Annotated in this window: 12 protein-coding genes; 7 read left to right on the forward strand and 5 right to left on the reverse strand. The window is 59.0% G+C overall.

From position 1 onward, the window contains the following. The first annotated feature begins 27 nt into the window (after positions 1-27). Positions 28-720: a leucyl/phenylalanyl-tRNA--protein transferase gene (gene aat / locus FT726_RS01025; protein ID WP_058769537.1), complete on the forward strand. Its 693-nt coding sequence runs from the start codon at positions 28-30 to the stop codon at positions 718-720. Between the two features lie 346 nt (positions 721-1066). Continuing rightward, positions 1067-1285, forward strand: coding sequence for a translation initiation factor IF-1 (gene infA / locus FT726_RS01030; RefSeq protein ID WP_002211347.1), 219 nt, complete (start codon positions 1067-1069; stop codon positions 1283-1285). A gap of 93 nt (positions 1286-1378) precedes the next feature. On the opposite strand, the gene clpA is transcribed toward infA, so the two are convergent. Both clpA and clpS read right to left on the reverse strand, forming a co-directional pair. Further along, complete coding sequence (gene clpA, locus FT726_RS01035) at positions 1379-3658, reverse strand: ATP-dependent Clp protease ATP-binding subunit ClpA (protein WP_021508362.1); 2280 nt, start codon at positions 3656-3658, stop codon at positions 1379-1381. A gap of 55 nt (positions 3659-3713) precedes the next feature. Continuing rightward, the gene (gene clpS, locus FT726_RS01040) at positions 3714-4034 is read right to left on the reverse strand and encodes an ATP-dependent Clp protease adapter ClpS (protein ID WP_021508363.1); all 321 of its coding nucleotides are present in this window, start codon (positions 4032-4034) and stop codon (positions 3714-3716) included. Between the two features lie 323 nt (positions 4035-4357). On the opposite strand from clpS, the gene cspD reads away from it, so the two are divergent. After that, complete coding sequence (gene cspD, locus FT726_RS01045) at positions 4358-4579, forward strand: cold shock-like protein CspD (RefSeq protein WP_058757774.1); 222 nt, start codon at positions 4358-4360, stop codon at positions 4577-4579. 90 nt (positions 4580-4669) lie between these two features. Here cspD and FT726_RS01050 read toward each other — a convergent pair whose 3' ends face one another. After that, the gene (locus FT726_RS01050; protein ID WP_346302320.1) at positions 4670-6310 is read right to left on the reverse strand and encodes an ATP-dependent endonuclease; all 1641 of its coding nucleotides are present in this window, start codon (positions 6308-6310) and stop codon (positions 4670-4672) included. Positions 6311-6444: 134 nt separating this feature from the next. On the opposite strand from FT726_RS01050, the gene FT726_RS01055 reads away from it, so the two are divergent. The 3 genes from FT726_RS01055 (at position 6445) to ltaE (ending at position 10246) form a co-directional block, all read left to right on the forward strand. Beyond that, the gene (locus FT726_RS01055; protein WP_021508365.1) at positions 6445-7344 is read left to right on the forward strand and encodes a lysine exporter LysO family protein; all 900 of its coding nucleotides are present in this window, start codon (positions 6445-6447) and stop codon (positions 7342-7344) included. Between the two features lie 109 nt (positions 7345-7453). After that, positions 7454-9175, forward strand: a complete 1722-nt coding sequence (poxB, locus tag FT726_RS01060; RefSeq protein WP_021508366.1) for a ubiquinone-dependent pyruvate dehydrogenase — start codon at positions 7454-7456, stop codon at positions 9173-9175. Positions 9176-9244: 69 nt separating this feature from the next. After that, complete coding sequence (gene ltaE, locus FT726_RS01065) at positions 9245-10246, forward strand: low-specificity L-threonine aldolase (RefSeq protein WP_021508367.1); 1002 nt, start codon at positions 9245-9247, stop codon at positions 10244-10246. A gap of 15 nt (positions 10247-10261) precedes the next feature. Here ltaE and FT726_RS01070 read toward each other — a convergent pair whose 3' ends face one another. Both FT726_RS01070 and FT726_RS01075 read right to left on the reverse strand, forming a co-directional pair. After that, positions 10262-11086 carry an N-acetylmuramoyl-L-alanine amidase gene (locus FT726_RS01070; protein ID WP_346302321.1) on the reverse strand — a complete coding sequence of 275 codons (825 nt, stop codon included), beginning with the start codon at positions 11084-11086 and terminating at the stop codon, positions 10262-10264. Then, entirely contained in the window at positions 11086-11406 is a 321-nt protein-coding gene (locus FT726_RS01075; protein ID WP_058757780.1) for a heavy metal-binding domain-containing protein, read from the reverse strand. Before FT726_RS01075 ends, FT726_RS01070 begins: the two co-directional genes overlap by 1 nt. A 108-nt stretch (positions 11407-11514) precedes the next feature. Here FT726_RS01075 and FT726_RS01080 point away from each other — a divergent pair, with 108 nt between their 5' ends. After that, entirely contained in the window at positions 11515-12054 is a 540-nt protein-coding gene (locus FT726_RS01080; RefSeq protein ID WP_288422728.1) for a lipoprotein, read from the forward strand. Positions 12055-12188 lie beyond the last annotated feature (134 nt).

Here is a 12188-nt window from a genome sequence, read left to right on the forward strand (position 1 = left end):
GCGTTTAGCCTGAGGGTGACCGACGCCATGAGACTGGTACAACTTTCCCGGGATTCGCTCAATTTCCCGCCGCCGGAGATGGCGCTGCGTGAGCCAAACGGCCTGCTGGCCATGGGCGGCGATCTCTCCCCTGCCCGCCTGATGAATGCCTATCAGCGCGGTATTTTTCCGTGGTTTTCGCCCGGCGATCCGATTTTATGGTGGTCGCCAGATCCACGCGCGGTCCTGCTGCCGGAGTCGTTTCATCTCAGCCGCAGCATGGCGCGCTTCCATCGCCGTTCGCCCTATCGCGTCACCATGAATCACGCCTTTGCTCAGGTGGTTGAAGGTTGCGCCAGCGGGCGTCAGGAAGGCACCTGGATTACCTTTGAAGTGAAACGCGCCTGGCTGCGCCTGTATGAGCTGGGCCATGCGCACTCAATTGAGGTCTGGCAGGATCAACGCCTGGTTGGCGGCATGTATGGTCTGGCGCTCGGACAGATTTTTTGCGGCGAGTCGATGTTCAGCCGGGCGGAAAACGCCTCCAAAACCGCGCTGTGGGTTTTCTCACAGCACTTTATTGCGCATCAGGGACGGCTAATCGATTGTCAGGTGCTGAATCCGCATACCGCCTCGCTGGGCGCAGTTGAAATTCCGCGCGTCGATTATCTGCAATACGTGCAAACGCTGGCGTGGCAACCGGTGCAGACCGGCTGCTGGCAAACACAAACCCTTTTTTGACTGTCCCCGCAGATGTTTTGCACACAATTCCCGACAAAAGTGATACAATAAGCGAGTTTGGTATGTCGTCCGCGCTTCGCTGTGGCGAGCCGGAATTGCCAGGCTGGGAATCTCACCCTGTTCCCGAAGCTGTTTCAGTTGCGCACCCGATGCCGATTGCTGCAGATTCTTAGCCCGCTAATCCCCCGCAGACGTCAAAAACACCCGAATTTATCCGTAATGCACGCGCAGCGGCGCGACGCACGGCGAAGCGTTGGCAAAAACAACCAACGTTTCTTTACATAAATCATGGAATTCGGCATTATCTTGCCGGTTCAACAGTTTGGTAGTTCACCCAGAGGATTCGATGGCCAAAGAAGACAATATTGAAATGCAAGGTACCGTACTGGATACGTTACCTAACACCATGTTCCGCGTAGAGCTTGAAAACGGGCACGTGGTTACCGCTCATATCTCCGGTAAAATGCGTAAAAACTACATCCGCATCCTGACGGGCGACAAAGTGACTGTCGAGTTGACCCCGTACGACCTGAGCAAAGGCCGCATTGTCTTCCGTAGTCGCTAAGTTGTTGCACTCGCCTCGCGTTTGCTGATGTAAACTAAGCGCGAAAAAAAAGGCCGGATTTTAATCCGGCCTTTTTCTTATCTGCGCACCCGCTTAATGCACGGTGCCCTCAGTTTTGCGTTTTTCCGCACTCATGAAGTGGTAGGTGAGCTGGTTTTTCTCTTTATCCAGTCCAACCGACACCGATCCGCCATCCACCAGCGAGCCAAACAGCAGCTCGTTAGCCAGCGGTTTCTTCAGGTTTTCCTGCACGGTACGCGCCATCGGACGCGCGCCCATCGCTTTGTCGTAACCTTTTTCGGCCAGCCAGTCACGCGCATCATCGCTGACTTCCAGCGACACACCTTTCGCATCCAGCTGTGCCTGCAGCTCAACAATAAATTTATCCACCACCTGATGGATCACCTGAGTGTCGAGGTGACGGAACCAGATAATGTTGTCGAGACGGTTACGGAACTCCGGCGTAAAGATCTTTTTGATCTCTTCCATCGCGTCGGTGCTGTTGTCCTGCTGAATCAGGCCGATGGATTTACGCTCGGTCTCGCGCACCCCGGCGTTGGTGGTCATCACCAGCACCACATTGCGGAAGTCCGCTTTACGACCGTTGTTATCGGTCAGCATCCCGTTGTCCATCACCTGCAGCAGCAGGTTGAAGACATCCGGATGGGCTTTCTCGATCTCATCCAGCAGCACCACCGCGTGCGGATGCTTGATGACGGCATCGGTCAGCAGACCGCCCTGATCAAAGCCGACGTAGCCCGGAGGCGCACCAATCAAACGACTGACGGTGTGACGCTCCATATACTCGGACATATCAAAGCGCAGCAGTTCAATGCCCAGCGCCTTCGCCAGCTGCACGGTGACCTCGGTTTTACCGACCCCGGTCGGACCCGCAAACAGGAACGACCCGACTGGCTTACGCTCCTGCCCCAGACCCGCGCGGCTCATCTTGATGGCTTCAGTCAGCGCTTCAATCGCGTTGTCCTGACCAAACACCAGCATTTTCAGACGGTCACCGAGATTTTTCAGCGTATCGCGATCGGTGGCCGAAACGCTCTGCTCCGGAATACGCGCGATGCGCGCCACCACGGATTCGATGTCCGACACGTTGACGGTTTTCTTGCGCTTGCTGACCGGCACCAGACGCGCACGCGCGCCGGCTTCATCGATCACGTCAATCGCCTTGTCCGGCAGATGACGGTCATTGATGTATTTCACCGCCAGCTCAACCGCCGCACGTACCGCTTTGGCGGTGTAGCGCACATCGTGATGCGCTTCGTACTTCGGCTTCAGCCCGTTAAGAATTTGTACCGTCTCTTCAACCGATGGCTCAGTGATATCAATTTTCTGGAAACGGCGCGCCAGCGCACGATCCTTCTCAAAGATATTGCTGAACTCCTGATAGGTCGTGGAACCCATCACGCGGATTTTACCGCTGGAAAGCAGCGGCTTGATCAGGTTCGCCGCATCCACCTGGCCGCCCGATGCCGCACCGGCACCGATAATGGTGTGGATCTCGTCGATGAACAGAATGCTGTTGTTATCCTGTTCCAGCTGTTTCAGCAGCGCTTTAAAACGTTTTTCAAAATCACCGCGGTATTTGGTACCGGCCAGCAGCGAACCGATATCCAGCGAGTAGATGGTGCACTCTTTCATCACTTCCGGCACGTCGCCCTGCACAATGCGCCAGGCGAGCCCTTCCGCAATCGCAGTTTTACCGACGCCCGATTCGCCCACCAGCAGCGGGTTATTCTTACGACGACGGCACAGCACCTGAATGGCCCGTTCCAGCTCTTTATCGCGGCCGATCAGCGGGTCAATTCCGCCGACGCGAGCAAGCTGATTAAGATTGGTGGTGAAGTTTTCCATACGTTCCTCCCCGCCTGCTTGCTCTTCGTTAACCGGATTTTCCGCGCTGTTCTGCGGCTGGCCCGGTTCGTCTTTACGCGTACCATGGGAGATGAAGTTCACCACATCAAGGCGGCTCACTTCGTGTTTGCGCAGCAGGTAAGCCGCTTGCGACTCCTGCTCGCTGAAAATGGCGACCAGCACGTTCGCACCGGAAACTTCACTGCGACCGGATGACTGGACATGGAAAACCGCACGCTGCAGCACACGCTGGAAGCTGAGCGTCGGCTGAGTGTCGCGCTCCTCTTCGCTGGCAGGCAGCACTGGCGTAGTTTGTTCGATGAAGGCTTCGAGTTCCTGACGCAGAGCCGCAATATCCACCGTACAGGCTTCCAGTGCCTCTCTGGCCGACGGGTTGCTGAGCAGCGCCAGCAACAGATGTTCGACGGTCATAAACTCGTGACGGTGCTCGCGCGCTCTGGCGAAAGCCATGTTTAAACTGAGTTCCAGTTCTTGATTGAGCATTTGGCACCTCCCCCAATTATCGCTCTGACGGACTGAATCCTATATGGAGACAGCTTCAGGCTTTTTCCAGCGTACACAGCAACGGATGTTGATTTTCCCGCGCGTAATTGTTCACCTGGGCGACTTTGGTCTCCGCCACTTCTGCAGTGAATACACCACAGATTGCCTTTCCATGGTAGTGAACTTTCAGCATCAGTTGCGTTGCACGTTCAACATCATAAGAAAAGAACTTTTGCAGAACGTCAATAACAAATTCCATAGGTGTATAATCGTCATTATTCAGAATGACTTTATACATTGAAGGCGGCTTTAACCCTTCGCGTACTTTGTCTTCGGCCAGATGTTCAAAGTTAAGCCAGTCGTTTGTGTTTGCCATAATGTTCCGTTGAAATTCTGCGTTACGGTAGCGCACATTTCTGTGCTCTCACCTCAAGTTTAACACGCCTGTCAAGCCGCTTTTCCTGTGGCAAAAATCGGTCCTGAAAGCGCATGCGCGACCTGTATCACAAAATTTGCAATAGCGTTAACTGCCTCAAATTTTGATGAATTTCTCCCCGTGCGCCAGGGCCGTTTGCTTGACGATAAGGTCCGTTTCTCTACATTCTACTTACACAAGCTGATTGAGTTTTAAACAAACTCGACTCACAGCTTCAATGACCTCACCTACTTATCAAAATGTCTTGCGAGGGAAGTAAAAGCATGGAGACGGGTACTGTTAAATGGTTCAACAACGCCAAAGGCTTCGGCTTTATCTGTCCGATTGGCGGCGGCGACGATATCTTCGCACACTACTCCACGATTCAGATGGAGGGATACAGAACGCTGAAAGCGGGCCAGCACGTTCAGTTCGATGTCCATGAAGGGCCGAAAGGCAACCATGCCAGTCTGATTGTGCCCTGTGAAGCATCGTCACTCTCCTGACGGGCGCGCGTCTGCTCTCATTCTGACCACTCCCGAAAAAAAATGCCAGCCGCAGACGCTGGCATTTTTCTTTGGCGTCCCGCGGCAGTGTTACTCTGCCCGACCGCGCGCCAGCCACATCACGCGGCCAAACAGCTGATCGAGCAACGGCGGAATCGCCTGCGGCCCGCGTTCGGCCGCTGCCATCGCCACCGCAATCGCCAGTTCCGGCTTCGAGCTGTGATGAATGGCTTTGGTAATAATACGCCGCGCGTTCATCGGCACGTTTAACGGCAGGTGCGCCATCTGGTGATAGACATCACTAAAGCCCTGCTTATAAAGGAAGTGTTCGATGTCGGGCGCCGGGAACTGCGTGAGATGGTCGCTCTCCTGCTCATGCGGCTGTAGCTGGCTGCGCGCGGTGGCGGCATATTTTTTTCCGGCCTCGTCGCCGTCAGTCAGCACGTGCCAGGCAATGCCCATGCGGCGCGCATATTTCAGCAGCGGCTTAAGCCCGGACTGCGCAAACTCAATCACCTTCACGCCTTCCGCGGCAAAATGGTAGCCGCGCTGCCGCGCCAGCTCATTGATGATCCACACTTCGGTTTCACCCTCTACCAGCAACCAGCAGCGGGCAAACAGCGCCGACGGCCGGTTAACACGGATGTGAAAGCCGATACGACGCGCCTCTTCGGCACTTAATCCTTCCGGCCCGATACGCCACGCCGCCACGCGATCGGGCTCGCGCACCAGTCGGCAGATTTGCTCCAGCGCCACCTGTGACAGCAGCTCGCCGGAGTTAGTGGTGGCGATTTTTTGCAGCGGCATCAGCGCCAGCAGATTCCACGCTACCGACAGCATGATGGGATGCAGCCGCGTTTCCGGATCCTCCACCAGCAGCAAGGGGCGCGCGCCTGCGGGCAGCGCATCGCTGCCGTGCGCCTGCAGCAGGAGCGAGAACATGCGCAGCAGAATCACCTGGCGACTGCGCGATTCGGTACCGGCGATCAGCTGATTGAGCTGATCGAGCGAACGCCAGCCCTGACTGCCGTCACGCAGCTCCGGCGCAACCCGCGCGGCGCCCGTGTCCGGTTGCTGGACCAGAAAATAGTGCGCCATCAGCTGCTGCATGGTATGCAATCCCTGGCGCAACAGCTCGTCGCTCAGGGTTTGCGGCCGCGCCACCAGATCGCGCGTCAGGCTATGCATCTCCTGCGCCAGCGCGCTCAGCGTATCAGCGCGCCGCTGCGTGTCATTGTCACTATGGCGCGACCGCCGGCCAAAGCGCGCATCACGCAGGCGCAGCACCGGATAGTACGCGCGCAACTGCGCCAGCGCGGCGTCGGTGCCCGCCAGCGGCAGCACCTCGCCACGCGCATCAATAAAGCACCAGCGGGTTTTGACTTCGCTGCCCTGGCGCGTCGCCAGCGTACTGAAGCGCAGGTAGCGCCCCGCGTCATCCTGCTGCCAGAACGGCGCAAACAGCGCTTCATGCTCATCGTCCTGCGCGCGAAAGCGAAACACCAGCTGCAACTTATGCCGCCGGGCTTCCACCTCACCGGGCGGAAAATGGAAGTCCTGTTCGGTGAACATATAGGGCTCAGCGGCCGGTGCCAGCAGCAGCGTTAGCGCATCCAGCAAACTGGATTTACCCCACGCGTTTTCCCCAATCAGCAGATTGGTGTCGGTCAGCGGCAGCGACAACCGGTTAATGCCGCGAAAGCCGTGTATATCGATATGTTCCAGAATCATCGCGCAGTCCCTCCGTGCTTTGCCAGAGCATGGTCCGCCGCGCTGCGTTGGTCAAGTCGGCAGCGGGAGAAAAGGTTTACACTTCAGGCGTTTTCCATTAGCGTGGCGTCTCGCAAAAAAGGACGTCATTTTTCATGTATACCGGACTGCTTATCATTCTGGTGCCGCTGATGGTGGGCTATTTGCTGCCGTGGCATCAGCCTGCGCTGTTGCAGCGCGTTAACCGCCTGTTGAGTTTGCTGATTTACGCCATTCTGTTTTTTATGGGTACCAGCCTCGCCTTTCTCGACAATCTCGGCACCAATTTGCTGATCGTGTTTAAAACCGCGCTGATTGCCGCGGGTGCCATTTTGAGCTGCTCGCTGCTGGCGCTGTGGCTGCTGGATCGCCGCTGGCCGTGGCGGCAGCAGCATCGCCAGCAGAATCTGCCGTCGCGCTGGCACATGGTGCTGGAGTCACTCAAGCTGTGTGTGGCGGTGCTGGCCGGTTTCCTGCTGGGATTAACCCAATGGGCGCCGCTGCGCCATGCCTCCACCCTGAGCGAAATTGCGCTGGTGGTGCTGCTATTCCTGGTTGGCGTGCAGCTGCGCGGCAGCGGCATGACGCTGCGCCAGATCACCCTGAACCGGCGTGGCATGACGGTAGCGCTGGTATCCCTGTGCGGCTCGCTGGGCGGCGGCGTGCTGGCGGCGTGGCTGCTCGGCGTTTCGCTGTCAACCGGACTGGCGCTGGCCAGCGGCTTCGGCTGGTATTCACTGTCCGGCATTCTGATGACCGAAGCGTACGGCCCGGTGATCGGCAGCGCCGCCTTCTTTAACGATCTACTGCGCGAGCTGGCTGCGGTGCTGCTGATTCCGGTGCTGGTCAACCGCTACCGCAGTATGGCACTCGGGCTGAGCGGTGCCACGTCGATGGATTTTACCCTGCCGATTCTGCAGCGTGCCGGCGGAATGGAGATTGTGCCTGCGGCCATCGTGCACGGTTTTATCATGAACCTGCTGGCACCGATCCTCATCGCCCTGTTTTCCGCCTGACGCGCAGCGCATTTTTTCACGCCCGCTGCGCTGCGGCTTCGTCTACGCTTTCTCTCTGACATGTTTTTTGCCATCCGACTGGATGGCCAACACCAGAAAGGAGCGAACGATGAAGCAAACAGTGGCGGCCCTGCTGGCCAAAACGCTGGAGAGCGCCGGCGTAAAACGCATTTGGGGCGTAACCGGTGACTCCCTCAACGGACTGAACGACAGCCTAAACCGCATGGGCACCATTGAATGGATGCCAACGCGCCATGAAGAAGTGGCCGCTTTTGCCGCCGGGGCGGAAGCACAAATCAGCGGTGAGCTGGCGGTGTGCGCCGGCTCCTGCGGCCCCGGCAACCTGCATCTGATCAACGGCCTGTTTGACTGCCATCGCAACCATGTTCCGGTGCTGGCAATTGCCGCGCACATTCCTTCCAGTGAAATCGGCAGCGGCTATTTTCAGGAAACCCATCCGCAGGAGTTATTCCGCGAGTGCAGCCATTACTGCGAGCTGGTCTCCAATCCGGAACAGCTGCCGCAGGTGCTCGGCATTGCGATGCGTAAAGCCATCCTCAATCGCGGCGTGTCGGTGATTGTGTTGCCGGGTGACGTGGCGCTGCAGGCGGCGCCGGAGAACGCGCGCAGCGAATGGTATCCGCCGCAGCTGCCGCAGGTGGTGCCGTCGGTCAGTGAACTGACGCGCCTCGCAGAGACGCTCAATGAAGCGAAAAATATCACCCTGATGTGCGGCAGCGGTTGCGCCGGTGCCCATGCGGAAGTGGTAAAGCTGGCCGAAACGCTGAAAGCACCGGTGGTGCACGCCATGCGCGGCAAAGAACACCTTGAGTACGACAATCCGTACGACGTCGGCATGACCGGGCTGATCGGCTTCTCATCCGGCTATCACGCCATGATGAACGCCGACACGCTGGTACTGCTCGGCACCCAGTTCCCTTATCGCCCGTTCTACCCGGCGGACGCGCGCATTATTCAGATTGATATCAATCCGGCCAGCCTCGGCGCGCACAGTCACGTTGACATGGCGCTGGTGGGCGACATCAAAGCCACGCTGCAGGCGCTGCAGCCGCAGCTCACCAGCCACAGCGACCGTCATCACCTCGATCGCGCACTGGAGCACTACGCGGATGCGCGCAAAGGGCTGGACGATCTGGCGACCGCCAACGATAAGCAGGCGATTCACCCGCAGTATCTGGCCCAGCAGATCAGCCACTATGCGGCTGATGACGCCATCTTTACCTGTGATGTCGGCACGCCAACGGTGTGGGCAGCGCGCTATCTGAAAATGAACGGCAAGCGCCGTCTGCTCGGCTCGTTTAACCACGGTTCGATGGCCAACGCCATGCCGCAGGCGCTTGGCGCACAGGCCATTGATAAACAGCGTCAGGTGGTTGCGCTGTGCGGCGATGGCGGCTTCAGCATGCTGATGGGCGATTTCATCTCGCTGGCGCAGCTTAAGCTGCCGGTGAAGCTGGTGATCTTCAATAACAGCGTGCTGGGCTTTGTGGCAATGGAGATGAAAGCCGGTGGCTATCTCACCGACGGCACCGATCTGGAGAACCCGGACTTCGCCGCCATCGCCACCGCCTGCGGCATCAAAGGGATCCGCGTGGAAAAAGCCTCGGAGCTCGATGGCGCGCTGCAACAGGCGTTCGCCCATGACGGTCCGGTGCTGGTGGACGTGATCACCGCCAAGGAAGAACTGTCGATGCCACCGCAAATCAAAGCCGAGCAGGCTAAAGGTTTCAGCCTGTATATGCTGCGCGCGATCCTGAATGGCCGCGGTGATGAAATCGTCGAGCTGGCGAAAACCAACTGGCTGCGGTAAAACGAAGAGACTTGCCGGATTAATCATCATGCGGGCGCTTAGCCCGCTTTTTTATGTCAGGAGAACAACGTGATCGATTTACGCAGTGATACCGTGACCCGCCCGAGTGCCGCGATGCTGGATGCGATGATGGCGGCCGAAACCGGCGATGATGTCTATCGCGATGATCCCACCGTCAATGCGCTGGAGGCTGAAGCGGCGCGCCTGAGCGGTAAAGCGGCTGCGCTGTTCTTCCCTACCGGCACCCAGGCCAATCTGGTGGCGCTGCTGTGCCACTGCCAGCGCGGCGATGAGTACATCGTCGGCCAGCAGGCGCACAACTACAAATATGAGGCTGGCGGTGCCGCGGTGCTCGGCAGCATCCAGCCGCAGCCGATCCTCGCGGCTGCCGACGGCACGCTGCCGCTGCACGACGTGGCGGCCGCCATCAAGCCGGACGACATGCATTTTGCCCGCACCCGCCTGCTGAGCCTGGAAAATACCCATCACGGCAAAGTACTGCCGCTAAGCTACCTTGAACAGGCGTGGCAATTTACCCGCGAGCGCCAGCTGGCGCTGCACATTGACGGCGCGCGCATCTTTAATGCCGTGGTGGCGCAGGGTGTGCAGCTGATCGATATCGCCCGCTACTGCGATAGCCTGACCATCTGCCTGTCGAAAGGACTGGGCACGCCGGTTGGCTCCCTGCTGTGTGGTGATGAAGCTTATATCGAGCAGGCGCGGCGCTGGCGCAAAATGACCGGCGGCGGCATGCGCCAGGCCGGCATTCTGGCGGCTGCCGGTCTCTACGCGCTGCAGCACAACGTGGCGCGTCTGCAGGAGGATCATGACAACGCCGCGTGGCTCGGTGCGCAGCTCAGCGCTATTGGTGTGGAAGTGGTGAGCCAGCACACTAACATGCTGTTCGTGAAAGTGCCGGCGGAGCAGGTCGCACCGCTACAGCGCTGGATGCAGGCGGGCGACGTGCTGCTCAGCGTAGGACCGCAGACCCGCATCGTTACCCATCTGGATGTCAGCCGCCAGCAATTACAGCAGCTGGTGGCGCGCTGGCAGGCCTTTCTGCAGCCGTAACGCCGCAACGCGCGGCTACGGTGCCGCGCCGTATTTCGCCAGCAGCGCACGGGCGATGGCCAGCGTCTCGGCATCGGCTTCGCCACGGTAATCACGCGGGCGGAAATGCATCTGGAACGCCGCAATCAGTTTGCGCTGCATCTGCGGCGTTTGCTCAGCGGCAACGTCATAACCATAGCGCTGCAGCGCAGTCAGCAGCGCTGCGCACTCCACCGGCGCATCCGGCGGCTGGTTAGCCAGATAGCGCTGTACCGTGGCGGCATCCGGCCACGCTCCCAGCCCCTGCCGGGCCAGCTGTTGCCACGGAAACAGCGGACCGGGATCCTGCTTGCGCTGCGGCGCGATATCACTGTGCCCGACAATATTTTCCGGACTGATGCCGTAACGCTGGCTGATATCGCGCACCAGCGCGGTCAGGGCCGTGATTTGCGCGGCGGTGAACGGCTGCCACTGCCGGCCGGTCAGCGTGCGGCGATAGCCGTCATTGACGATTTCGATGCCAATTGAGGTGTCATTAATGCGCGTTGCACCGCGCCAGAAGCTCGGTCCGGCATGCCACGCCAGCTGGTTTTCAGGCACCAGCTGCCAGATCACCCCGGCGCCGTTTTTCTGCGGCGGCTGCTGCGGAATCAGATAGTGCGCGCTGACGTTGCGGTCCGTCAGGGTCGCCAGCGACGAGGGGAAGTCCTCCGCCGTGTAGTGGATTACCACCACTTTGATGCGCGGTCGGGCCCCCTGCGCCGGGTGCGCGCTATCGACCCAATAGCCGTTGCGCGCTTCCAGCGTCGACTGGCAGGCGCTGAGCAGCAGCGCCATCGCCAGCAGTAACACCGCTCGCATTAGCGCACGATCACCGCAGTACCGGTAACGCTCACCATCAGCATGCTGCTGTCTTTGCCCACGGTTTCGTAGTCAATATCAATGCCAACCACCGCATTGGCGCCCAGCGCTTTTGCCTGTTCTTCCAGCTCTTCGAAGGCGATCTGCCGCGCTTTACGCAGCTCTTTCTCATAGGCACCGGAGCGGCCGCCGACGATATCGCGGATGCCGGCAAAGAAGTCGCGGAAAATGTTGGCACCGAGAATCGCTTCGCCGGTCACAACGCCGCAATATTCAGTGATGCTGTGCCCTTCCAGGGTTGGCGTAGTCGAAAATTTCATCGTTCTCTCCTGTGGTGATTCATGAGGCGATAGCTCGTACGGCGTAAAAGCACGGCTATACTCTATGCTAAAAATGGCGCTTTGCCAGTGAACAATAAGGAAATCGAGATGAGAAACAAAGCCTTTGCGCTGCTTGTTCCCGCTGCATTGCTGCTGAGTGCCTGTACCACCGTTGAGCCGGTGATCAAGGACAACGGGCCGCGTACCGCACCCTGCGTTGACGGCGGTCCGGACAGCGTGGCGCAGCAGTTCTACGATTTACGTGTCAGCCAGCCAACTCAGGGATTGCCGGACAGCACCACGCTGGCAAAATATCGCCCATACCTGAGCGACAACCTGTATCAGAAACTGCTGCATGCCAGCAGCCAGAGCAACCTACCGGCAGCGTGGCGGCAGGGCGATCTGTTCTCCAGCCTGGCACAGGGACCCACCGCCGCTGACGTGGCCAGCGCCTCCAGCATTCCTAACCGCGACGCGCGTAACATCCCGCTGCGCGTGACGCTGAGCCGCGGTGATAAAAGCTGGCGCGATGAAGTGCTGATGATCCACGAAGGCACCTGCTGGGTGGTGGATGATGTGCGCTACGTCGGCGACTGGCCACACGCCGGTGGCGGCTCGCTCAGCCAGCTGCTGGAAGAGAAAAAATAGTCGCGCATTTTTTCCGCACTCAGCCGCAACCATTAGCGCGCCGCACCATTGCGGCGCCGCTAAGCTTCCGCGCAACAGCCGACGCTTACCCGTCAGCCCCTTTCCCCGCTGCCCTGCCCGATTTTGTGCTACGC

Source organism: Pantoea sp. Morm (genome assembly GCF_016643525.1).
GTDB classification, from domain to species: domain Bacteria; phylum Pseudomonadota; class Gammaproteobacteria; order Enterobacterales; family Enterobacteriaceae; genus Pantoea; species Pantoea dispersa.

Bases quoted from the DNA above. Each gene is read 5' to 3' on its own strand.
- FT726_RS01080 (WP_288422728.1), top strand. From the start codon at position 11,515: ATGAGAAACAAAGCCTTTGCGCTGCTTGTTCCCGCTGCATTGCTGCTG.
- poxB (WP_021508366.1), top strand. From the start codon at position 7,454: ATGAAGCAAACAGTGGCGGCCCTGCTGGCCAAAACGCTGGAGAGCGCC.
- clpS (WP_021508363.1), bottom strand. From the start codon at position 4,034: ATGGCAAACACAAACGACTGGCTTAACTTTGAACATCTGGCCGAAGAC.
- FT726_RS01075 (WP_058757780.1), bottom strand. From the start codon at position 11,406: ATGAAATTTTCGACTACGCCAACCCTGGAAGGGCACAGCATCACTGAA.
- FT726_RS01055 (WP_021508365.1), top strand. From the start codon at position 6,445: ATGTATACCGGACTGCTTATCATTCTGGTGCCGCTGATGGTGGGCTAT.
- clpA (WP_021508362.1), bottom strand. From the start codon at position 3,658: ATGCTCAATCAAGAACTGGAACTCAGTTTAAACATGGCTTTCGCCAGA.
- cspD (WP_058757774.1), top strand. From the start codon at position 4,358: ATGGAGACGGGTACTGTTAAATGGTTCAACAACGCCAAAGGCTTCGGC.
- infA (WP_002211347.1), top strand. From the start codon at position 1,067: ATGGCCAAAGAAGACAATATTGAAATGCAAGGTACCGTACTGGATACG.
- FT726_RS01070 (WP_346302321.1), bottom strand. From the start codon at position 11,086: ATGCGAGCGGTGTTACTGCTGGCGATGGCGCTGCTGCTCAGCGCCTGC.
- FT726_RS01050 (WP_346302320.1), bottom strand. From the start codon at position 6,310: ATGATTCTGGAACATATCGATATACACGGCTTTCGCGGCATTAACCGG.
- aat (WP_058769537.1), top strand. From the start codon at position 28: ATGAGACTGGTACAACTTTCCCGGGATTCGCTCAATTTCCCGCCGCCG.